This window comes from Mycobacterium sp. (assembly GCF_049647605.1).
Taxonomy (GTDB): Bacteria; Actinomycetota; Actinomycetes; order Mycobacteriales; family Mycobacteriaceae; genus Mycobacterium.
Genome location: NZ_JBARXZ010000237.1, coordinates 1 through 22,380, shown reverse-complemented (window position 1 = coordinate 22,380; position 22,380 = coordinate 1). Strand labels below are relative to the sequence as shown.

Sequence of the window (22,380 nt, the reverse complement as noted above, 5' to 3'; positions counted from 1 at the left end):
ACAAAAGACACCAAAAACTGGCATCAAAAACCACACCCCACACAGGAAGACGGGAAGTCCCCCACAGGATGTGGCACAACAAACAAAAACCACCAAACACACTATTGAGTTCTCAAACAACAGACTTCTTTTATACTGTCTCCCTGACCGCATACAAAATCCTCGGCCTTATTGGCCGCTAACCGTTATGCGGGCTGTTGAGAGCGCCTTGTTTCCAAGCCGATTCTCGGGAGGTCTTTCGCTTCCCGGCTTGGCCGGCTCGCTCTGACTTGGATAAAGTTACGGGGCTGGAAACAAAGAGTCAAATCGCCTGGTCAAAGGCGTTTTGACCGTCATACGCCCAGCTCCCGGTCAACGCGCCCGCCTGACTCCGGCCACATTGCGTTTACCGCGACGCAGCACAAGCCACCGGCCGAACAAGAAATCGGATTCCTGCGGCACCCATTCGTCGCTGGTGATCCGGATGTTGTTGGCCGAGACGCCACCTTCGGCGATCGTCCGTTTGGCGGCTCCCCTACTTGCCGAAAGGCCGGTCGCCACCAACAGGTCGGTGATCGTGTCCGGACCACCGGGCGCCAGATCTGCAACAGAGGTCTCCTGCACCGCCGCCGCGAGGGTGGATTCGTCGAGAACACTCAGCTCGCCACGACCGAACAGCGCCTGACTGGCATGTTCGACAGCAGCCGTCGCACTCTCGCCGTGCACCAACGTGGTCAGTTCCCGGGCCAGTCGACGCTGAGCTGCCCGCTCATGCGGACGCGCGGTCGTCGCTTCCTCCAGCTCCCCGATTTCGTCGGGCGCCAGGAAGGTGAACCATCGCAGGTACGGGATGACGTCGGCATCTGCGGTGTTGACGAAGTACTGGTACCAGGCATACGGGCTGGTCATGTCGGGGTCGAGCCACAAACTGCCACCGCCGGTGGACTTGCCGAATTTGGCACCCGTGGAGTCGGTGACCAGCGGCGTGGTCAACGCGTGAACGGTGGCGCCCAGCTTCTGACGCACCAATCGCACGCCGGCGATGATGTTGCCCCACTGGTCGGAGCCGCCCAGTTGCAGTCCGCAGCCGTACCGATTTCGCAGCTCCACATAGTCGTTGGCCTGCAACAACATGTAGCTGAACTCCGTGTAGGAGATGCCCTCCCCGTCGAGACGGCGCCGCACGGTGTCGCGATCGAGCATCACGTTCACCGAGAAGTACTTACCCACGTCCCGCAGGAACTCGATGGCCGACAGCTCGCCGGTCCAGTTCAGGTTGTTCTCCACGATCGCCCCGGTGGGTGAGTCGTCGAACTCGACAAAACGCTCCAGCTGGCCCCGGATCCGGTCGGCCCAGTCAGCCACCACATCGGCTGTGTTCAGGGTTCGTTCTCCGACGTCACGGGGGTCGCCGATCATTCCCGTCGCTCCCCCGGCCAACACGATGGGTCGGTGGCCGGCCTGTTGGAGACGGCGCAGCGTGAGCAACGGCACCAGGTGCCCGGCGTGCAGGCTCGGTCCCGTCGGGTCAAAACCCGAGTAAACGGTCACCGGACCGCTTGCAAACTGCTCAGCCAGTGCAGCCAAATCTGTCGACTGGGCGATGAGTCCGCGCCAGTTCAGCTCGTCGAGGATGGTCATACCCATGGAGGAATCTTCGCGCACGGCTGCCGCGATCAGTCGGACAGCCCCGGCGCCGGCGCTCGCGGGCTGCGCCGATAGGTCGACACCTGGGGATATTCGGTAAGCCAGAACCGCCATCTGCGATCGGCGGCCTTGCTCACCCCCACCCGGGGGCCACTTTCACCGGCCACCGGCGAGCCGAGTTCCAGGCGCACTTGTGATCCAGCACCAAAGAGGTCGGCGCCATTGTCGGACATCACTATGCCGAGAGCCGAGCACAAGTTGCCCGGGCCACTGGCCAACTTGTCTGTGAGGACCGTCTCGCCACGATGTCGTCGGGCGTTCGACTCGCCGTCGACGACCACGGCGGCGCGCAGCAACACCGCCGCGGCAGTGCCGTCCGGCCCGCACACCACATTGGCGCAGACGTGAATTCCATAGCTGCGGTAGGTGTAGAGCAGTCCGGCGCGTCCGAACATCACCGCATTACGGATCCCAGGTCCGCGGTAGGAGTGTGCGGCGGCATCAGGCCACGGCCCATCCGGGGGTCCGCCGTATGCCTCCACCTCAACCACCAGGGCCTCGACCCCGCGGGAGAACAGCCGGGCTCCGAGCAGCCGTTGCGCAGCAGCCACCGGATCGATGGCCAATTCAGCGACGGTCACCGCGCCGATTCTGCCCGCCGCCCTTGACAAGCTGCGAATTCGGGCGAATATTCATCACATGATGAGTTCATCGCCCGATGAATTACGCGGCTCGATGGCCGCTCCCGCGGTGGTGATCACCGACCTGCGGGTGACCCGCGGTCGGTCCGAAGTGCTGCACAACCTGAGTTTGTCGATCGCCGGCGGCACCATCACCGGCCTGCTGGGCCCGTCGGGCTGCGGTAAAACCACGCTGATACGTTGCCTGGTCGGCACGCAGATCGTCGCCGGAGGCAGTGTTGACGTCCTCGGCCATCCAGCCGGGTCACGCGCACTTCGTCACCGAGTCGGCTACGTCACACAAAGCCCGACCGTGTACAACGACCTGCGGGTAATCGACAACGTGCGGTACTTCGCGGCGCTGTACGGCGCGCCCACATCCCGCGCTGCCGACGTCGTCTCCGCTGTCGGCCTGACCGACCAACACGACAGCTACTGCGCCAATTTGTCCACGGGTCAGCGCAGTCGGGTCTCGCTGGCATGTGCACTTGTCGGCGAACCCGATCTGTTGGTCCTCGATGAACCGACCGTCGGCCTCGACCCACTGTTACGCGTCGACCTGTGGGATCGCTTCGCCGACCTCGCCCGCAGCGGCACCACCCTGCTGGTTTCGAGCCATGTCATGGACGAGGCCGACCATTGCGGCGACCTGCTGTTGATGCGGGACGGACACCTATTGGCCCACACCACTCCGACCCGGCTACGAGAGGACACCCGATGCACCTCACTCGAGGACGCGTTCCTGTCGGTCATTCGCCGCAGCACCGTCGCCTGACCGGAAACGCCTCGCTCACCCTCCGCCCCGTCCTCGGTCCATACGTGTCGACCACGGGTCGAATCCTGCGACAACTGGCCGCCGATCACCGCAGCATGGCGATGATCCTGGTGGTCCCCAGCCTGGTGATCGTCCTGATGTACTTCATGTTCCAGAACGCACCCGCACCTGGACCTTTCAACAACGCCTGCCTGATCTTGCTCGGGCTGCTGCCGCTGGTGGTGATGTTCCTGATCACCTCGATCTCGATGCAGCGGGAACGCGTGTCGGGAACCCTCGAACGGATCCTGACCACCCCGCTCCGGCGCCTCGACCTGCTCGCCGCGTACGGATCCGCCTTCTCACTGGCAGCCGCCGCGCAAGCCAGCGTCGCCTGCGTCGTCGCGTTCTGGCTGCTCGGATTCGACACGGCAGCCAGTCCGGGATGGGTGTTCCTCATCGCGATCATCAACGCCGTGCTCGGAGTCGGACTCGGCCTGCTGTGCAGTGCCTTCGCCCGCACCGAGTTCCAGGCCGTGCAGTTCATGCCGATGGTGATCGTGCCGCAACTGCTGTTGTGCGGGATCGTCGTGCCACGCGCCGCGATGCCTGAATGGCTGCATTGGATCAGCAATGTGCTCCCGGCCAGCTATGCCCTCGAAGCACTCCAACAGGTCGGCGCCCACCCGGAGCTGACGGCCACCGCCGCCCGTGACATCGTGGTTGTTGTGATGTTCGCGGGGGCAGCGTTGTGTCTGGCGGCGATGACGTTACGACGACGGACGCCGTGACGGCTACCGAACGCCGGCGCCCCGGACGCCCCCCAGGAGCCTCCGATACTCGCGACACCATCCTGGCCAGCGCCCGTGAGTTGTTCGCACGCAACGGCATCGGAAACACCTCGATCCGGGCCATCGCCGCCGACGCCGGTGTCGACGCGGCGCTGGTGCACCACTATTTCGGCACCAAGGAGAAGCTGTTCACCGCCGCGATCAACGTGGCCTTCGACCCGGCCGAGATCCTGGTGCCGCTGCGGACCGCCCCCGTCGAGCAGTTGGGCCGAATCCTGCCGTCGTTGGTCCTGCCGTTATGGGACTCCGAGGTCGGTGTGGCGATGATCGCCACGTTGAGATCGGCGTTGGCCGGCGACGAAATCACCATCTTCCGGTCATTTCTGCGGGACGTCGTGATCACCGAGCTGGGAGCCCGGCTCGACGATCCGCCAGGCACCGGGATCATGCGCGCCGAATTTGCCGCCACCCAGATCCTGGGCGTCCTGATGGCACGGCACATCCTCGAGATCGAGCCCATGGCCTCGCTACCGGTGGAACAGATAGTCGACACCATCGCACCGAATCTGCAGCGCTACTTCACCGGTGACCCGCCGGCCACCGACTACTGAACCTGCGGCGCAACCAACCGGGCGTGCTCGTCGTCTCCGACCTCGCGTGCCTCGTCGACCAACAACACCGGGATACCGTCATCGATCCGGTAGGCCCGACGCAGCCGGGGGTTGTACAAGAGATCCGCGGTGTACATCAGCGGCCCCCGGTCGATGGGACAGACGATGATGCCGAGCAGTTTGGTGTCGAGCACTACCGACCCGGCATCGGGAAGATCGGATTGTCGTTCTGAATCATCGGGTTGCCGTTTGCATTCGGCTGCCACGGCCCTTGGTTGATCGAGAAACCGATCCCCCCGCCGGACGGCTGACCAGCTTGCGCCAGCATTTTCTGCTGGTTTCCGACGACCTGTTGCAGTGCGCCGACCAGCGGAGCCTGATTGGGGCCACGATTGGCGGCGGCCGCCTGCACAGCCTGCAGGTCCGCCGGGCGCGGACGTGCGCCCTGGGAACGCATGACAAGCGCATCGTTCAACAGATTGGCCACCTTGCCGCCACCAGCACCACGGCCGTACTGGGCCTCGAGATCGTCCAGAACGTCGGCGTTGGCGACTGCCACGCCCAGGCCCATGACCATCGATGCGGCCAGACCAGCGCCGGCCAGGCTCGTCATCACAGCACGACGCCAGCGCGGAGCCGTGTTGTTCTCGGGATGCGATGTCATCGAAGATCCTCCAGCGTCGCCGTGCAGATGAGCAATGGTCTCAGGCGCCCACGAAACGTCACGCCTGGTGCTGTTTCGGGGAGCCTAACAGCGCTATCGGTCGACAGCACCATCCGCGTTACTTCCTGAGATCGAGTGCCCGGGCATCAGATGAGCCCGCGCCGCCGCGGTCAGCCGCGTGTACTGGCCCGTCGCCGGGTCCAGACACCACGCGGTCCGCCCCGCCTTGGGAACACCTGCCTGCCGTACCGCGGCAACGGTCGGACGGTAGGTCGCCGACAACGGCAGATCCGGAACCACATGCACGATGTCCGGCGGCAACCCGACCACCAAACCGGCAACCGCTTCGGACAGATCGGCGGCGGTCACCGTCGCACCGGGACGCAGTGTCAATGCCGTCACCGCGAGTTGTGCGGCCCCGGCGGGCACCGCATACGTGACAGCCAGGTCGACGGCGGTGATCATGCTGATCGCATTGGTGATCGGTTCGGTGTAGACGATGCCGCGCCCGGTACGGATGACGCCGGCACGACTGTCCACCAGCCAGTAGTCACCGTCGCTGTCGCGGCGGAACAGCGTCTCGGTGGAGATCCACGTATCGGCGGGGGCAAAGACGCCACGCTTCACCGACGCCGTGGGGTCGATCGGGCCGCGCGGCCGGGCCAGCAGGACACCCACTTCGTCGGTCTCGGCGATCCGCACAAATCCGCGGTCGTCCTCCAGCATCAGGTCTGTTTCGGCGTCGTAGGCCGCCAGCTCGATCTGACCACTGCCCGGCAACGGACGACCCTTACTGCCGACCTTGGCGCCGGAGACGTTGCCCAGCACTGCTTGGCCATCGGTGGTGGCAAAAAACTCGACCACCTGGGCGGGCGCAAACGCGTCGGTGACCCGCTGCCACAGTCCGGTGGGCATCCCGGAACCGATGAACAGCCGCACCGGATGGTTCCCGTGCAGCGCAAACGCCGGATCGTCGATGACGTCACGCAGCATCGCCCACGTGTAGGAGACCACCGTCACCCCGTAACGACGCACCTCCTGGACAAAGGTGTCGGGTCGCAGCCCCCGGGACAACGCGATCCGGGCACCACCGACAACGGCCCCACCGACGGCGACCAGCAGACCGGATTGGTGGTGCAGCGGGGTCAGGCAGTACACCGTGTCGCCGTGCCCGAGCGCCGCGGTCGAGGCGGTGCCCAGGGCCGACAGCGCCCACCGGTAGTTGGAGATCTGCTTGGCGACGAGCTCACCGCCGACTGAGCTGAACGCCACGAACGCACGATCCCGAGCCAGCCCGGGGTTGGGCCGATACCAGCCGGGCAACTCGACCGCGTCCGGATCGATCTGTTCCATGTCGATGACGTCGGCGTCGTCCGGCAGGTTCAGATCGCGCAATTCACCGCCGCCGAGCACCAGGACCTGGAGCGACAGCTGGCAGGCGCTCGCCAGATGCGGCGGGTCCGTCAGGATCTCCGAGACGCCGCCGGCATGGGCAGCAGCAGCCAGATCACCGTCGGGAGGCATCAGCACCGCAACCGCGCCGAGCCGGGACAGGGCGGCGATGGCGACCAGCGCACTGGGCCGGGTCTCCATCAGCACACCGACGTGATCCCCCTGGCGGATACCCACCCCGATCAGGCCGCGCACCACGTTGTCGATGCGGCGGTCCACAGCTTCGTAGGTGTGTACCCGCCCGTCGAACAGCAGGAACTCGCCGTCCGGTGTCCCGTCGGCTTGCTCGGAGATCATGCGCCCCAGCGAGATCCGGGTGTGATCGTTGATCTGGCCGAGCCGCGCCAACCGGGGCAGGGTGCGTGCGGTCTCGACGACCAGGGTGCGTATCGACTTGTTGGTGGCCACCACCGCGCCGGCGGCACCACGGGCCAGGGAGAACGCCACCTCCGAAGCCTCGCCGACGCCATGCACCACGCGCGACGCGAGCGGCACACCGCTGTCGTTGTTGTGTTCGATCGGCTGGTCGGGCATAGGTGCCACATTGGCCGGTCTGGGTCCGTTGCCGCTGAGCCACAGGACCCAGTCGGCAACCGTCGGCCAGGTGATCTCCGCCGCCTTGGAACCGACAACCAATCCGAAATGTCCGGCCCGCAGCGTCGCCTCGTACACCTCGGCTGTCGGAGCGGCATGTTTGATACCGCGCACCGACGCCGGCTGACCGATGTCGTCGACCTCACCGACAAATGCCAGCACCGGGCAGGTGATGTCGCTGAGCGTCACCAGCTGCCCGTCGATGGCAAATCCGCCGCTCATCATCCGGTTGTGAGAGATGAACTGTTTGAGGAGCTCCTGGACCGCGGGCCCCGACCATGCGATCCACCCTTCGGAATCGAGGAACCGGCGCTGCTGCTCCCGCGGCAACAATGCCTCCCGGTCATGCAGCTGCCGCAGGAAATCGACCCGGGCCTTTGCGGTCTTGAGCGGATCCAGCATCTGGAAGCCGGTGCGGGCCATCCAGCCGGCGATATCGAAACGGTTGAACACATGGTCGGCCATGAAATCGGCGGCGATGGCACCCAGGTTCGGCGGGATCCCCATCGGCAGAGCTGCCAGCGTGTCCACCGGTGAACCGAACGTGACGATGCTGGCGATGTCCTTCGACTGCCGCACCGCGGCCGCCTGATAACAGAACATCCCGCCCTGGGAGTAGCCGGCCAGGTGGACGTCGTGACCAGTTGCCTTCTTGATGGTGTCGACGGCGTCGTTGAGGGCCACGATGTGGTCGGTCAGGGTGCGACGCATGCCACCCTCGACCTTGTCGGGTTCACCGAAGTCGATGACCCAGGGATCCAGGCCGGCAAAATGCAGGATGCCTACGGCGCCGTCCTCCCGGGTGACGTCGAACATATTCGCCGACATCATCATCGGATGCACCAAGAGCACGGGTGCACCGACCTTGGCCTTGCCGGGGCGGGTGTCAGGCGGGAAATACCGCCGGAGCTTGTACATCGGAACGCTCTCGACGATCTGGAACGGCGACGGCACCGAACCGGTCTCCAGGCCACCGAGGCGCAGTACTTCCAGCCCGTTCTGCGCCGTAGCCACCAATCGCTGAACTGGCCTGGTTACCGAGGAGAGGTTCAACTCCACTTCACTTCCATCCGGTGCTCCCTGCTGAAAGCGCTGCTCATGTGCCCCGACGGCCTGCACATCATTCCATATCGCCCTCCGCGAGCCTGCTCGTTTGGTCACGCGCGTGGTCACCTGCCGGGGCCACGATAGGGTTGGCCCAGTGGCACACCTACTCGGCGCCGAATCATTGCGCCTCGAGTTCCCGAACAAAATGGTCTTCGACTCAGTGACCGTCGGCGTCAACGACGGCGACCGGATCGGCATCGTCGGCCGCAACGGCGACGGCAAGTCGAGCCTGATGGGAATGCTGACCGGCAATGTCGAGCCGGATGCCGGCCGGGTCACCCGCCGCGGCGGTCTGCGGGTCGGCGCCCTCGATCAGGCGGACCTCCTCGACGACGACGCCACCGTGGGCTTCAGTTTGGTCGGCGAGATGGCCGAACACGAGTGGGCCGGGGTCGCGCGGGTGCGCGACGTGGTGGGCGGTCTGGCCGCCGATCTCGACTGGAACGCCCGCGTCGGCACCCTCTCCGGCGGCCAGCGGCGCCGGGTCCAGCTGGCCGCGCTGCTGATGGGCGACTGGGATGTCCTCGCGCTCGACGAACCCACCAACCATCTCGATGTCGAAGGCATCACCTGGCTGGCCGAGCACGTGAAGCGTCGCTGGGCCCGCAATACCGGCGGATTGCTGTTGGTGACCCACGACCGATGGTTCCTCGATGAGGTCGCAACCCAGACATGGGAGGTGCACGACGGGATCGTCGAACCGTTCGAGGGTGGATACGCCGCGTACGTGCTGCAGCGGGTCGAACGCGATCGGCAGGCCGCCGTGGTGGAGGCGAAGCGGCAGAACCTGATGCGTAAGGAGCTGGCCTGGCTGCGGCGCGGCGCCCCGGCCCGGACGTCCAAGCCGAAGTTCCGGATCGACGCCGCCAACGAGTTGATCGCCGATGTCCCGCCGGTGCGTAACGGTATCGAGCTGGCGAAGTTGGCGACGGCCCGTCTGGGTAAGGACGTCATCGATCTACTGGACGTCGGAGTCTCCTTCGGCGAGCGAGACGTGCTGCGCAACATCGAGTGGCGGATCGGCCCCGGTGAGCGCACCGGCATCCTGGGCGCCAACGGCGCAGGCAAATCCACGCTCCTCGGCCTGATCGCCGGCACGGTGACAGCCACGTCGGGCCGGGTCAAGCGCGGCAAGACCGTGCAATTGGCGATGCTCGACCAGCAGGCCGGAATCCTGAACGATGTGGAAGACGACCTGGTCCGTGAGGTCATCGGCCAGCTCAAGACGGGATACGAGGTCGACGGCCGGGAACTCACCCCGACCCAACTGCTGGAGCGCCTCGGTTTTGCCCGTGATCAGCTCTCGACGCGGGTGCGTGACCTCTCCGGCGGGCAACGGCGACGCCTGCAGCTGATGCTCACCCTGCTCAGCGAGCCCAACGTCCTGGTCCTCGACGAGCCGACCAACGACGTCGACACCGACATGCTGACTGCCACCGAGGACCTCCTCGACTCGTGGCCGGGCACCCTGATCGTGGTCTCCCACGACCGCTATCTGCTGGAGCGGGTCACCGATCAGCAGTACGCCGTTCTCGGCGGCACGTTGCGTCACCTTCCCGGCGGCGTCGACCAGTATCTGGAGTTGGCGCAGCAGTCTGCGGCCGCGCCGGCCCCGACCGTCGCACCCGTCGAGGCCGCCTCGGGTGCCGCGGCCTACAACACCCGTAAAGAGCTGGGCGCGGTCGAACGCAAGCTGACCAAGCTGTCCGGCCAGATCGCGGCTCTGCACACCACCATGGCCGCCCACGACCAGAGCGACTACACCGGGCTGGCCGACCTGACCGCCCGGCTGCGGGCACTGGAGTCGGAGAACGCCGAGCTCGAGGACCAATGGTTGTTGTTGTCCGAAACGGTCGAGTGAGTTCCTAAGATGAGCGCGTGCGCCCTCTGCTGCGACCGCTGACCCTCTGGGTGCAGTACCTGCCGCAGTTGTTGGCGTGTTATCTGCTCGGCTACCTCGGCCGGCAGGGTGCGATCGAGCTGGCTGCGTGGGCCGGCTACGACAACGACTGGTGGGCCTCGGTGATCATGCCGTTGGCGGGCCTGTCGCGGCTGGCGGCGTTTGTGGGCATGTTCTTGGTCCTCAAACCCGGGCTGCCGGTGTTGCAGAACTTCTCGTCCCGCAATCTGCGGGAGGTCAACGTCTTCGCGACGATCGTGGTGCCGTTTGTCGCGATCTACCTGGCGTGGCAGATGTTCCGCGAGGACTGGTTGGCGTTCGAGGCCAGGGCGCTGGTGTATCGGGTGGGTGCGGCCATGATGTCGCCGGAACCCACCGAGCTGCATCCCGAGACGTTGCCCGTCGGTGTCAGCACCGTGGTGTTGATCGCTGCTGCGCTGGCCCTCCGATATCTGTTGAGCTGGCTCAAGAATCGGCTGCCGGAGTGGATGGTCGCCGTGCGGGTGTATGTCGACACCCTCTGGGTGTTCCTGGTGTTGAGCTTCTCGGTCAATCAGGGCCTGACCCTGCTGGTAAACCCGGCAGGCTGGATCGCCGAACGTCGAATCATCGTCTGGTTCAGCAGCACTCGCGAGCAGCTGTTCTCCCATTTCGAACCGTTGGAGACCCTCTGGAGCACCCTGATGTGGGCCCTGCGAACGGTGTTCGGTGGTGCGGCGGTGCCATTGATCTGGCTGGCGGTCGCCGGAATCGTCTACGGCGTGAGTTTGACCGTGAATTGGCGCGAGGCCGCCCACCGGATCGCCGGCGCCCGGGCCTCGACTGCCTTCACCCGGGTCGCCCCGACCGGCAAGCGGCTGAGCAGCCGGTGGGTCACCGTCCCGAAGTCATTGCGGGACAAGGCCCGCGATCATGCTGTCGGTCAATTGGGCAAATTTCGACCGATCATCGATTCGGGGCGGCTGATTCTGCACGGTGGAGTGCTGGCGTTGTCGTTGTACGTCCTGGCGTATCTGGGCCTGGCCTGGCTGGACATGGCCGGCAGTTTCTACCGCGCGCAGATCGGCGACGGCTACCTGTTCCGGGGTGTTGCCTGGCTCATAGGTCCCCAGCCTCGGGAGTTCTGGTCCGGCTTCACCGCAACGTTGAGCCTGGCGTCCCACATGATCGTCGAGCCGCTGCGAATCTGTCTGATCGCCAGCACCTTCGCCTACTGTCTGGAGCGGGTCGCCCAAACCCCCGCTACACCAGCAGACGCACCACCAGCCGTCCCTGCAAGTCGGTGACGTCGACGGCGGTGGGCACCACGTCGCCCGGCAGCAGGAAACTGAACTGCAGGGGGCCCGGCCGGGCACAGTTGCCGGTGGCCCCTTCAGGTGGCAGCGGTCCGTAACCACCGATGCTCTCCGCGAACCATCGGTGCTGACCGTCGGTGATGACACCGGCGCATCCCACCAGGTCCGCGGTGCCGGCGCGGTCGATCGCGACAACGGTGATGACGGTTCCCTCCGGCAGCCCGGGGCTGCGGGCACTGGCCGATCTGTTCAGGTGCCGCACCGACCCCACCCGCCAGCTGTCCCCCGCCGCGGCGCCGGTCTCCCCGACCGGGACGACGGTTTCGGTGTGCATGGTGTCCCGGTAGCCCGACCAGTCGGGCAGCAGCATGGTGACGACGATCACCGCCAACGCGACGGCCGAGACCGCCCCTCCGATCAGGTTGCGATGCCACAGCTTCAAATCGAGCGTCATGATGCACTCACCAACGGGCGAGGCAGGCGCACCTCTTCGAGTCGGCTCACCTGCGGGCCGTCGAGCACGATCTGCACGACCAGCCGGGAATCCAGTCGTTCGTCACCGAGCCAGGTCCGCAATTCGATGGCGTCGACGTCGGCCAGCACCTCGGGTGCGACGTCGAACACCAGAACCCCGGTGTTCATCAGCTCCGGCTGTTGCAGCCCGGTCAGTTGCGCCGCGGCCATCAGACGATCGGTTGGGTTGTAGGAGTTCGGGCCCACCTGCAGCTGCGCACGCAACAGACCCGGGGCCTCGACGGCTGCGACCGTCGCGTTGACCACCACCCAGATACCCGAGGCTTCCAATTGCGGTGGGTAGCCATTTTCCGGCCTGATCAGCGGCGTCAGCTGCGTCCCGATGACCGTTGCGGTGAGGTTGCGGCCGACAGCCGGGGAGCCCGCGTCGGCGGTGACGTCGAAGGGTGCGTAGATCTGGCTGTTCACCGGCAGGTTGTGCCACACGAAGGCGGCGGCCGCGATCGCTACCGCGGCAAGGGCGGCTTGCACTCTCATGAGCGCTCCCGGACCGGGACCGTGATTTCGCCGTACTCGGTCACGCTGTCGATCCAGCTCTGGCCGTACGTGACGGAGAGTTCGGTGAACTTCTTCTTCCACACGCGCAATGTGACGGCTTCGCCTGGTGTCAGGTCGGCGTCGGGCAGCTCCCAGATGAAGGCGAAGGTGTCGGACAAACCGGGTCCCAACCACCAGTTGGAGGTGCTGTCGGCGATCCGGTAGGCGCCCACAAATCGTTTCTCGGGTTGTCCCACAAGATCGAACACCTTGGACAGGTTTCCCGGGACGTGGCCGTCGTTTGTCAGATTCGCCACCACCGCCAGGTACCGACGATCCGGGTTGTCGGGCAGCACGACGCGGGTACCGGCTGTGATCTTGTCGAGCATCGAAGCCCGGTCGACGCTGAGGGTGTACTGGCCGTCACCGAACTCGTCGCCCGGCTCGAACACCGTCACCTTGGTGTTGGCGCTGTCCAGGCCGCCGAAGAAGGCTGTCACCGCCAGCACCAGCAGAACAGCCAGCTGCCGCATCTGGGAGAAGCCCAACCCGGTGAACCAGCGACGCACACGCGCAGCCAATCGTGCGCTCACCCCGGGCTCGCCCCCCATGCGGCAAACTCTACGGCGCGGACAGTCAACGTGTGGTGCCGCCCATTGATGTCGTCGAGCCGAGCCGGGCCGCCGGTTCTGAAGGCGATCTCAGCGACGTAGCCGCAGCTCCAAGGCATCGATGGTGCTGCTGACGACGGTCAGCTGGCGCGCCACCTGGACCGGCGAGGTTCCGCCGCGCGCGTCGCGGGCGGCCACCGAACCTTCGACCGTGAGCACTTCCCGCACCTGCGGGTTCAGCTCCGGCGTGATCGCGGCGAGCTCGTCGTCGGTGAGTTCGTCGAGGCCGACACCGCGACCCTCCGCGGTTTTGACGGCGGCGCCGGCGGCCTCATGTGCCACCCGGAACGGCACCCCTTGGCGCACCAGCCATTCGGCGATGTCGGTGGCCAGGGTGTAGCCGGCCGGTGCGAGTTCGGCCATCCGGTCGGTGTCGAAACTCAGCGTCCCGACCAGCCCGGCCATCGCCGGCAGCAACAGTTCCAGCTGGGCCACCGAATCGAAGACCGGTTCTTTGTCTTCCTGCAGGTCCCGGTTGTACGCCAACGGCTGCGCTTTCAGCGTGGCCAGCAGTCCGGTCAGGTTGCCGATCAGGCGGCCGGATTTGCCGCGGGCCAGCTCGGCGATGTCCGGATTCTTCTTCTGCGGCATGATCGAGCTACCGGTGGACCAGGAGTCGTGCAGGGTTACGTAACCGAATTCCGTTGAGCTCCAGAGGATGATGTCTTCGGCCAGCCGGGACAGGTCGACGGCGATCATCGCGAGGATGAAGGCGGCCTCGGCGGCAAAATCCCTGGAAGCGGTGGCGTCGATCGAGTTGTCGGCGGCCGCGGCGAAACCGAGATCCGCGGCGATGGCGTCGGGATCGAGCCCCAGCGACGAACCTGCCAGTGCCCCGGAGCCGTACGGCGACACAGCAGTCCGGTCGTCGAAGTCGGCGATGCGGTCGACATCGCGCAGCAATGGCTGGGCATGCGCCAGCAGGTGATGGGCCAGTAGCACCGGCTGGGCCGACTGCAGATGGGTCTTACCGGGCATGATCGCACTCGGGTGCGCCGCGGCTTGGGCGGCCAGCGCCCGCACCACCTCGATGGCCCCGTCGGCGACTCGGCGGACCGCATCCCGAAGCCACATCCGGAACAGCGTGGCCACCTGGTCGTTTCGCGATCGGCCGGCCCGCAGCCGTCCGCCCAGGTCGGGGCCCACCCGGTCGATGAGTCCGCGTTCCAGCGCGCCGTGTACATCCTCGTCGGTCACGATCGGCCCGAAACTGCCGTCGGCGACGTCCTCGCCGAGGCTGTCCAGGCCGGCGAGCAGCCCGTCGCGCTGCTCCTCGGTGAGCAGACCGGCCCGGTACAGGACCCGCGCGTGGGCTTTCGACGCGGTGACGTCGTACGGCGCAAGCACCCAGTCGAAATGGGTGGACTTGCTCAGCGCCGCCAGTGCCGCCGACGGGCCTTCGGCGAACCGGCCGCCCCACAGCGCGCCTTCATTGGTACTCACTTGACTCCCCTCGCCACGCCGAGGTCGACGTATTGGCGGCTTCTACTCGCACTTTGGCGCCCAGACGTGAGTTTGGGCGTTGTTACGGGCCGAGGTTTTACAGGCTCAGGTCGCGCTTGGCCGAGATCTTCGACGACAGGCCGTGCACGTGAACAAATCCCTTGGCACTGGACTGATCGAAGGTGTCGCCCTCGTCGTAGGTGGCCAGGTTGAAGTCGTACAGCGACGTCGGGCTGCGGCGGCCGTTGACCGCGATGTGCCCGCCGTGCAGCACCAGCCGGATCTCGCCGGTCACATGCTCCTGGGTCTTGGCGACAAACGATTCCAGGGCGGCCTTCAGCGGCGAATACCACAGGCCGTCGTACACCAGCTCGCCCCACTTCTGGTCGGTGCCGCGCTTGTACCGGCCGAGCTCGCGCTCCAGCGTGACGTGCTCGAGTTCGGTGTGCGCGGTGATCAGCACCATCGCGCCCGGCGCCTCGTAGATCTCCCGACTCTTGATGCCGACGAGCCGGTCCTCCACCACATCCAGGCGCCCGACACCCTGAGCGCCGGCGCGCCGGTTGAGCTCCTCGATGGCCTGCAGCACGGTGACCGGGCGTCCGTCGATCGAGACCGGTACACCCTTTTCGAACCCGATGATCACCTCGTCCGGGGTGCTCCAGTTCAGGGTCGGGTCTTCGGTGTAGTCGTAGACGTCCTTGGTGGGCGCGTTCCAGAGGTGCTCCAGGAAACCGGTTTCCACCGCGCGACCCCAGACGTTCTGGTCGATCGAGAACGGCGACCGCTTGGTGACGTTGATCGGGATCGCGTTCTCCTCGGCAAACGCGATCGCCTTCTCCCGGGTCCACGCGTAGTCGCGGACCGGCGCCAGAACCTTCAGCTCGGGCGCCAGCGAGGCGAAACCGACCTCAAAACGGACCTGGTCGTTGCCCTTGCCGGTGCAGCCGTGCGCGACGGTGCCGCCCTTGTGCTCGCGGGCCGCCGCAACCAGGTGCTTGACGATGAGCGGCCGGCTGATGGCCGACACCAGCGGGTAGCGGTCCATGTAGAGCGCGTTGGACTGGATGGTGGGCAGGCAGTACTCGTCGGCGAACTCGTCGCGAGCATCCACGACGACGGCCTCCACCGCTCCGCAGTCGAGGGCACGCTGCCGCACGACCTCCATGTCCTCACCGCCCTGACCCAGGTCGATGGCCACGGCGACGACCTCGCGGCCGGTCTCCTTGCCGATCCAGCTGATGGCCACCGAAGTGTCCAGTCCGCCGGAGTACGCCAAGATGACGCGATCGGACATGTGCTGTTCTCCTTGTTTTCTGTTACTGCAGGTTTTCGAAAGTGACGGCCAGTTCGGCGCCGGTCATCGGTTCACGCGCCACCACCAGAATGGTGTCATCTCCGGCGATGGTGCCCACCACGTAGGGCAACGCTGCCCGGTCGATGGCGCTGGCCAAATAGTGGGCTGCTCCGGGCGGGGTGCGCAACACCGCCAGGTTGGCGCTGGCATCGGTGGACACCAGCAGGTCGCCGAGCAGCCGGGTCAGACGTTCGGTGCCGCCGGACACCCCGCGCACCGGGCTACCGTCCTCGGGCACCATGTAGGCGCCCACGCCCCCGTCGGCCCCGCGCAGTTTCACCGCGCCGAGTTCCTCGAGATCACGGGACAGGGTCGCCTGGGTGACCTCGATCCCCTCGGCGGCCAACAACGCGACGAGTTCGCTCTGGCTGCGCACCGACTGTGACGACAGCAGAGCCACGATCCGAGCCTGCCGACCGGCACGGGTGGCCGCCGTCACTGTCGGGCGGCCGTTCGGGTTTCCAGTAACCACACCAACAGTGCCTTCTGGGCGTGCAGCCGGTTCTCGGCCTCATCCCAGACCGCGCTCTGCGGGCCGTCGAGCACCTCATCGGTGATCTCATGGCCGCGATGCGCCGGAAGACAGTGCAGGACAACAGCTTCAGAATCTGCCCGACTGAGCAACTCGACGTTCACCTGGAACGGCCGGAACGGCCGCACCCGGTCCAGCCCGTCGTTCTCCTGCCCCATCGAGGTCCAGGTGTCGGTGACCAGCACGTCGACGCCGGTGGCCGCGGCGACCGGGTCGGAGGTGACGGCCACCTTCGCACCGGTCTGTTCGGCGCGGTGCCGCGCCGCTTCGACAAACACCGGATGGGGTTCGAAACCCTTTGGCGCGGCGATGGTCACGTCGATACCAGCAGTGACGCCGCCGAGCATCAGCGAGTGCGCCATGTTGTTGGCGCCATCACCGAAGTAGGTCATGCGCAGGCCCTTCAGCGAGCCCTTGCGCTCGGCCAGGGTCTGCAGGTCGGCGAGCACCTGACAGGGGTGGAACTCATCGGACAATGCGTTGACGATCGGCACCGTCGATCCCGACGCCATGGCCGTGAGCCGCTCCTGGGCGAAGGTCCGCCACACGATGGCATCGACATAGCGGGACAACACTTTTCCGGTGTCTTCGAGTGTCTCTTCACGGCCCAGTTGAGTGCTGCGACCGTCGACGACAACGGCGTGCCCGCCGAGCTGCGCAATGCCCATCTCGAAGGAGAACCGGGTGCGGGTGGAGTTCTTCTCGAAGATCACCGCCACTCCCCTGGGCCCGTCGAGGGGACGACGGCTCATCGGTGCCGCCTTGAGTTCGGCGGCCAGGGCCAGCACCTCGGCCTGCTCGGCCGGACTCAGGTCGTCATCGCGTAGGAAGTGCCGGACTGTCATTGCGTCTCCTTGGCGATATCGAGTACCGCGGGCAGCGCGGTGACGAATTGGTCGATCTGGGTTTCGGTGATGATCAGCGGCGGCGCCAGCCGCACCACATCGGCGGCGGCGGCGTTCACCAGGAATCCGGCGTCGCGGGCGGCGGCCTCGACCGCCTTGGCCTTCTCGGCGCGCAGCACGATACCCAGGAGCAGACCCTTGCCCCGAACATGGTCGACGAGTGGATGATTCAGCTCTTCGATACCGTGGCTGAGGGTCTTGCCCAGCACCCCGGTACGGGCGATCAGATCGTCGGCGGCCAGGGTGCGCAACACCGCCAGTGCCGCGGCGGCACACACCGGGTTCCCACCGAAGGTGCTGCCGTGCAGCCCGGGGGTCAACAGATCGGCGGTCGGGCCGACGGCCAGGCAGACACCGATCGGCAGTCCGCCGCCGAGCCCCTTGGCCAGGGTCACCACGTCTGGGGTGATGCCGTCATGCTGGTGGGCAAAGAAGGCACCTGTGCGTCCGACTCCGGTCTGCACTTCGTCAAGCATCAGCAAAGCGCCTGCGGCGGCGGTGATCTCGCGGGCAGCAGCCAGATAGCCCGCGGGCGGGACGACAACGCCGCCCTCCCCCATGATCGGCTCGAGGATCACCGCGGCGGTGGTCTCGTCGACGGCGGCGGCAAGGGCGTCGACATCGCCGTAGGGCACAAATGTGACGTCGCCGGGCAGCGGCTCGAACGGAGCCCGCTTGCTCGGTTGCCCGGTGAGCGCCAGCGATCCCATGGTCCGGCCGTGGAATCCACCTTCGGCCGCGACGAGTTTTGTTCTCCCGGTGAGTCGGCTGATCTTGAAGGCGACTTCGTTGGCCTCGGTGCCGGAGTTGCAGAAGAAGGCCCGCGCGGGCGCACCCAGGTGATCGACCAACGCTTCGGCCAGTGCGATGCCCGGTTCGGTGGCATAGAGATTCGAGACGTGACCGAGCGTGTTGAGCTGAGTGGTGACGGCCTCGACGACGGCCGGATGCCGCTGCCCGAGCAGGTTCACCGCGATACCGCCGAGCAGGTCGAGGTAGGACTTGCCGTCGGCATCGGTGACGACGGCGCCGTCGCCGCTGGCCAACGCCACCGGCGGGGTGCCGTAGTTGTTCATCATCACCGATGACCAACGGTCTTGCAGTGCTTCGGTTTCACTCATGCTTGACCTCTCTGGTCCGGTTTCGGGGTCGGCGGTACCACCTTTGTCCCCGCGCCTTCGTCGGTGAACAGCTCAGCGATCACGCAGTGTTCGACGCGGCCGTCGATGACGTGGGCGCTGGGCACCCCACCGTCGACGGCACGCAGGCAGGCCTCGATCTTGGGCACCATGCCCGATTCCAGGCGCGGCAGCAGCGCGGCGAGCTTCACGGTGTCGATCTCGGTGACCAGTGAGGTGCGGTCGGGCCAGTCGGTGTACAGGCCTTCGACGTCGGTGAGCATCAACAGCTTTTCGGCGCCCAGCGCTTCGGCCAGCGCAGCGGCGGCGGTGTCGGCGTTGATGTTGTGCACGACTCCGACCGCATCGGGGGCGATGGTGGAGACCACCGGAATCCGGCCGGCACCGATCAGGTCCACCACCGCGGCGGTGTCGACGCTCTGCACGTCGCCGACCAGCCCGATGTCGGTGGCCACCCCGTCGACGGTGACACGGCGCCGGACCGCGGTGAACAGCTGTGCGTCCTCACCGGTGATACCGACCGCGTACGGGCCGTGCGAGTTGATCAGACCGACCAGCTCACGTCCGACCTGACCGAAGAGCACCATGCGCGCCACGTCCAGCACTTCGGGGGTGGTGACCCGGAATCCACCTTTGAAATCGCCTTCGATACCAAGCTTTTTGAGCATCGCCGAGATCTGCGGGCCGCCACCGTGGACCACAACGGGGTGGATGCCGCAGTTGCGCAGGAACACCATGTCGTCAGCGAACGCCCGTTTGAGGCTGTCGTCGGTCATGGCGTTGCCGCCGTACTTGACGACGACGATCTTGCCGTGGAGCTGTTTGAGCCACGGCAGGGCGCCGGCCAGGACCTGGGCCTTGTCGTTGGTGCTCACAGCGTCAGCGCTCACGAGCTGTAGGCCGAATTCTCTTCGACGTAGGCGTGTGAGAGGTCGGTGGTGCGGATCGAGGCCTCCCCGTCACCTGCGCCGAGGTCGACGCGCACCGTGATCTCATCTCCCGACAGATCGACGTCCCGCGCTCCTGGTGCGCCGGCCCCGTCGATGCACACATCGAAACCGTTGAACGATACCGAGATTCGGTTGGGATCCAGCGTCACCGGGGCCATGCCGACGGCCGCGAGCACCCGCCCCCAGTTGGGGTCGGAGCCGAACAGCGCGGTTTTGACCAGGCTGTCGCGGGCGATCACCCGTGCCGCGATCAGTGCGTCGTCGACGCTGTCGGCGCCGGTGACCGTGATGGTGACGCGTTTGGTGACACCCTCGGCATCGGATTGCAGCTGCGCGCACAGGTCGTCACAGACACTCAACACGGCTGCGTCGAGTTCGTCTTGGGTCGGGGTGATCTCGCTGGCGCCCGATGCGAGCAGCAGCACCGTGTCGTTGGTGGAGCAGCTGCCGTCGATGTCGAGGCGGTCGAAGGTCTTGGCCGCAGCGTTGCCCAACGCCGCCCGCAGTGCCTCCGGGCCGACGACGGCGTCGGTGGTGATGACGCAGAGCATGGTGGCCAGCGACGGCGCCAGCATGCCCGCCCCTTTGGCCATGCCGCCGACAGTCCAGTTGCCGGAGTGGTGCAGCGCAACCTGTTTGGGCACGGTGTCGGTGGTCATGATGGCTCGTGCGGCTTCCTCGCCACCGGTCAGTCCGCCGGCCATTTCGTGCACGATGTCCTGCACGCCGGCCAGCATCTTGTCCATCGGGAGCCGGTCTCCGATGAGCCCGGTGGAGCACACCGCGACCTCGATGGCGCCGGTTTCGGTGCCCCACTCCGAGAGCGCGGCGGCGACGGCCTCGGCGGTCGCGTGGGCGTCCTGGAATCCTGCAGGTCCGGTGCAGGCGTTGGCGCCACCGGAGTTCAAGATGACCGCACGCAGCCGGCCGGTGGTCAGTACCTGCTGGCTCCACAGTACCGGCGCGGCTTTCACCTGGTTACGGGTGAACACCCCGGCGGCCGCATGGTCGGGGCCTTCGTTGAACACCAGGGCCAGATCCAGCGCCCCGGATGCCTTGATGCCGGCCGAGATTCCGGTGGCCCGGAAGCCTGCCGGGGCTGTGACCCCTTGGGTCCGCACCAGCCGCGTGGTATTTGCTGTATCCGTCACGGCGCCACTCCCACGGTCGACAGTCCTTCGGTTTCCGGCCAGCCCAGCGCCAGGTTCATCGATTGCACGGCGGCACCTCCGGTGCCCTTGGTCAGGTTGTCGATGGCGCACACCGCGATGAACGTCTGTGCGTCCTCGTCGACGGCGATGGCCAGTTGCGCGGCGTTGCTGCCGATCACGGATCCGGTCTTCGGCAGCCGACCTTCGGGTAGCAGGTGCACGAATGGCTCGGCCGCGTAGGCCTTTTCGTAGGCGGCCCGCAGTGTCGCCAGCGGCGCGGTGGTGCGGGCGGTGCAGGTGGCCAAGATGCCGCGGGAGGTCGGGATCAGCACCGGGGTGAAGGAGACGGTCACGGCCTTGTCGGTTACCTGCCGCAGGCCCTGCGCGATTTCCGGGGTGTGCCGATGTGCACCGCCGATGTTGTAGGCGCGCGCCGAGCCCATCACTTCCGAGCCCAACAGGTCGACCTTGGCGGCCCGTCCCGCACCCGAGGTGCCACTGACGGCGACGACGGTGACGGCGGGCTCGACGAGGTCCGCGGCGACCGCGGGTAGCAGGGCCAGCAGCGCAGCGGTCGGGTAGCAGCCGGGTACGGCGATCCGGGTGGCGCCGCGTAGCGCGTCGCGGCCGCCGGGCAGCTCGGGCAGCCCGTAGGGCCAGCTTCCGGCATGCTCCGAGCCGTAGAACCGCTGCCAGGCGGCGGGATCGGTGAGGCGGAAGTCGGCTCCGCAGTCGATGATCAGCGTGTCGGGGCCCAACTGCTCGGCCAGCGCACCGGAATGCCCGTGTGGCAGCGCCAGGAACACCACGTCGTGGCCGGCCAGCACGTCGAGTTCGGTGGGCTGCAGCACGCGGTCCGCCAGAGGCAGCAGGTGTGGGTGGTGTTCGCCGAGGGTGGTGCCGGCGCTGGCGGCAGCGGTGAGCGCGCCGATCTCCAGACGCCCGTCAGCGACGGCCGGGTGGCCGAGGAGCAGTCGAAGGATCTCGCCACCGGCGTATCCGCTGGCACCTGCCAACGCCACTGTCTTGGGCATACCCGCATCCTTGCATTGTTATGCAGTCACTTGCAAACCCATTAATGCCGAGCAGACACAAAAGCGGGTGGTTCGGGCCCGAAACACCCGCTTTTGTGTCTGCTCGGCCGGAGACTCAGCCCGGGACTCGGCCGGAGACTGGGCCCGGGGAGTCAGCTGCGCAGGGTGGCGCCGATACTGCCCGCCGCAGCCACCGCAGCCTCACGGGCGGCGCTGGCCTCGTCTTCGGTGAGCGTCCGGTCGGCCGCCCGGAACCGCAGCGCCAGCGTCAGCGACTTGCGGTCCTCACCGACCTGCGGGCCGGTGTAGATGTCGAACAGCTGCACCGATTCCAGCAGCTCTCCGGCCCCGCCGCGCACCGCATCGATCACCGTCTGCGCCGCGACATCGGCATCCACAACCAGGCTGACATCCTGGAACACCGCCGGGAACGGCGAGACCCGGGGCGCCGGCAGCGTCTCGGGAATCGCAATGGCCGTCAAGTTCAGTTCCGCCGCGCAGGTGCCCTTCGGCAGGCCGGCACGCTCGATGACCGCCGGATGCAGCTGTCCGGCGAACCCGACACCGACGCCGTCGACAAACACCTCGGCGCAGCGCCCCGGATGCCACGGCAGCCGCTGAGCGGGCTGCAGCGTCACCTCGACACGGGCCGCGCGGGCGATCACCCGCACCGCCTCGAACGCATCGGCGGCCTCGACGGGACGCCCCGGCCC

General features: G+C 66.6%; 22 protein-coding genes. 5 read left to right on the top strand and 17 right to left on the bottom strand.

Annotated features, from left to right (window positions below; genetic code table 11):
• Positions 1–351: 351 nt before the first annotated feature.
• Both tyrS and WBB07_RS29535 read right to left on the bottom strand, forming a co-directional pair.
• The gene (gene tyrS, locus WBB07_RS29540; RefSeq protein WP_526313354.1) at positions 352–1,626 is read right to left on the bottom strand and encodes a tyrosine--tRNA ligase; all 1,275 of its coding nucleotides are present in this window, start codon (positions 1,624–1,626) and stop codon (positions 352–354) included.
• A gap of 29 nt (positions 1,627–1,655) precedes the next feature.
• On the bottom strand, positions 1,656–2,267 hold the full coding sequence (locus WBB07_RS29535) for a DNA-3-methyladenine glycosylase (protein ID WP_526313352.1): 612 nt from the start codon (positions 2,265–2,267) through the stop codon (positions 1,656–1,658).
• 58 nt (positions 2,268–2,325) lie between these two features.
• Between WBB07_RS29535 and WBB07_RS29530 the strand changes: the two genes are divergently transcribed.
• From WBB07_RS29530 to WBB07_RS29520, 3 genes are read left to right on the top strand one after another with little or no spacing between them, the layout of a single operon-like run.
• Complete coding sequence (locus tag WBB07_RS29530) at positions 2,326–3,081, top strand: ABC transporter ATP-binding protein (RefSeq protein WP_526313350.1); 756 nt, start codon at positions 2,326–2,328, stop codon at positions 3,079–3,081.
• The gene (locus tag WBB07_RS29525) at positions 3,024–3,851 is read left to right on the top strand and encodes an ABC transporter permease (protein WP_526313348.1); all 828 of its coding nucleotides are present in this window, start codon (positions 3,024–3,026) and stop codon (positions 3,849–3,851) included. Before WBB07_RS29530 ends, WBB07_RS29525 begins: the two co-directional genes overlap by 58 nt.
• Complete coding sequence (locus WBB07_RS29520) at positions 3,848–4,462, top strand: TetR/AcrR family transcriptional regulator (RefSeq protein WP_526313346.1); 615 nt, start codon at positions 3,848–3,850, stop codon at positions 4,460–4,462. Before WBB07_RS29525 ends, WBB07_RS29520 begins: the two co-directional genes overlap by 4 nt.
• Here WBB07_RS29520 and WBB07_RS29515 read toward each other — a convergent pair.
• From WBB07_RS29515 to WBB07_RS29505, 3 genes are all read right to left on the bottom strand, one after another.
• Entirely contained in the window at positions 4,456–4,656 is a 201-nt protein-coding gene (locus tag WBB07_RS29515; protein WP_526313344.1) for a Trm112 family protein, read from the bottom strand. The genes WBB07_RS29520 and WBB07_RS29515 overlap by 7 nt on opposite strands.
• A complete protein-coding gene (locus WBB07_RS29510) occupies positions 4,656–5,075 on the bottom strand; it encodes a hypothetical protein (RefSeq protein WP_526313342.1) in 420 nt (139 codons plus the stop codon). The genes WBB07_RS29515 and WBB07_RS29510 overlap by 1 nt, the downstream gene beginning before the upstream one ends.
• Positions 5,076–5,219: 144 nt before the next feature.
• Entirely contained in the window at positions 5,220–8,231 is a 3,012-nt protein-coding gene (locus WBB07_RS29505; RefSeq protein ID WP_526313340.1) for an alpha/beta fold hydrolase, read from the bottom strand.
• A gap of 142 nt (positions 8,232–8,373) precedes the next feature.
• Between WBB07_RS29505 and WBB07_RS29500 the strand changes: the two genes are divergently transcribed.
• Together WBB07_RS29500 and WBB07_RS29495 are read left to right on the top strand one after the other, a co-directional pair.
• Positions 8,374–10,140, top strand: a complete 1,767-nt coding sequence (locus WBB07_RS29500; protein ID WP_526313339.1) for an ABC-F family ATP-binding cassette domain-containing protein — start codon at positions 8,374–8,376, stop codon at positions 10,138–10,140.
• A gap of 17 nt (positions 10,141–10,157) precedes the next feature.
• Positions 10,158–11,465 carry a hypothetical protein gene (locus WBB07_RS29495; protein ID WP_526313337.1) on the top strand — a complete coding sequence of 436 codons (1,308 nt, stop codon included), beginning with the start codon at positions 10,158–10,160 and terminating at the stop codon, positions 11,463–11,465.
• Here the strand turns inward: WBB07_RS29495 and WBB07_RS29490 are convergent.
• The 12 genes from WBB07_RS29490 to WBB07_RS29435 form a co-directional block, all read right to left on the bottom strand.
• A complete protein-coding gene (locus tag WBB07_RS29490) occupies positions 11,422–11,928 on the bottom strand; it encodes a hypothetical protein (RefSeq protein WP_526313335.1) in 507 nt (168 codons plus the stop codon). The two genes, WBB07_RS29495 and WBB07_RS29490, sit on opposite strands and share 44 nt — an antisense overlap.
• Complete coding sequence (locus tag WBB07_RS29485) at positions 11,925–12,485, bottom strand: hypothetical protein (protein WP_526313333.1); 561 nt, start codon at positions 12,483–12,485, stop codon at positions 11,925–11,927. The genes WBB07_RS29490 and WBB07_RS29485 overlap by 4 nt, the downstream gene beginning before the upstream one ends.
• Entirely contained in the window at positions 12,482–13,096 is a 615-nt protein-coding gene (locus tag WBB07_RS29480) for a hypothetical protein (protein WP_526313331.1), read from the bottom strand. The genes WBB07_RS29485 and WBB07_RS29480 overlap by 4 nt, the downstream gene beginning before the upstream one ends.
• A gap of 90 nt (positions 13,097–13,186) precedes the next feature.
• On the bottom strand, positions 13,187–14,599 hold the full coding sequence (gene argH / locus WBB07_RS29475; protein WP_526313329.1) for an argininosuccinate lyase: 1,413 nt from the start codon (positions 14,597–14,599) through the stop codon (positions 13,187–13,189).
• Positions 14,600–14,696: 97 nt separating this feature from the next.
• Positions 14,697–15,896 carry an argininosuccinate synthase gene (locus tag WBB07_RS29470; RefSeq protein WP_526313327.1) on the bottom strand — a complete coding sequence of 400 codons (1,200 nt, stop codon included), beginning with the start codon at positions 15,894–15,896 and terminating at the stop codon, positions 14,697–14,699.
• A 22-nt stretch (positions 15,897–15,918) separates the two neighbouring features.
• The gene (locus tag WBB07_RS29465; RefSeq protein ID WP_526313325.1) at positions 15,919–16,428 is read right to left on the bottom strand and encodes an arginine repressor; all 510 of its coding nucleotides are present in this window, start codon (positions 16,426–16,428) and stop codon (positions 15,919–15,921) included.
• Positions 16,392–17,333 (bottom strand): ornithine carbamoyltransferase, encoded by a 942-nt coding sequence (gene argF, locus WBB07_RS29460; protein WP_526313323.1) that lies wholly within the window; start codon positions 17,331–17,333, stop codon positions 16,392–16,394. The genes WBB07_RS29465 and argF overlap by 37 nt, the downstream gene beginning before the upstream one ends.
• Positions 17,330–18,514: an acetylornithine transaminase gene (locus WBB07_RS29455; RefSeq protein WP_526313321.1), complete on the bottom strand. Its 1,185-nt coding sequence runs from the start codon at positions 18,512–18,514 to the stop codon at positions 17,330–17,332. Before WBB07_RS29455 ends, argF begins: the two co-directional genes overlap by 4 nt.
• Positions 18,511–19,422, bottom strand: coding sequence for an acetylglutamate kinase (gene argB, locus WBB07_RS29450; protein WP_526313319.1), 912 nt, complete (start codon positions 19,420–19,422; stop codon positions 18,511–18,513). Before argB ends, WBB07_RS29455 begins: the two co-directional genes overlap by 4 nt.
• Positions 19,419–20,633, bottom strand: a complete 1,215-nt coding sequence (gene argJ / locus WBB07_RS29445; protein WP_526313317.1) for a bifunctional glutamate N-acetyltransferase/amino-acid acetyltransferase ArgJ — start codon at positions 20,631–20,633, stop codon at positions 19,419–19,421. The genes argB and argJ overlap by 4 nt, the downstream gene beginning before the upstream one ends.
• Entirely contained in the window at positions 20,630–21,667 is a 1,038-nt protein-coding gene (gene argC / locus WBB07_RS29440) for an N-acetyl-gamma-glutamyl-phosphate reductase (RefSeq protein WP_526313316.1), read from the bottom strand. The genes argJ and argC overlap by 4 nt, the downstream gene beginning before the upstream one ends.
• 152 nt (positions 21,668–21,819) lie before the next feature.
• The coding region (locus tag WBB07_RS29435; RefSeq protein ID WP_526313314.1) for a phenylalanine--tRNA ligase subunit beta-related protein at positions 21,820–22,380 on the bottom strand (561 nt) is incomplete at its 5' end.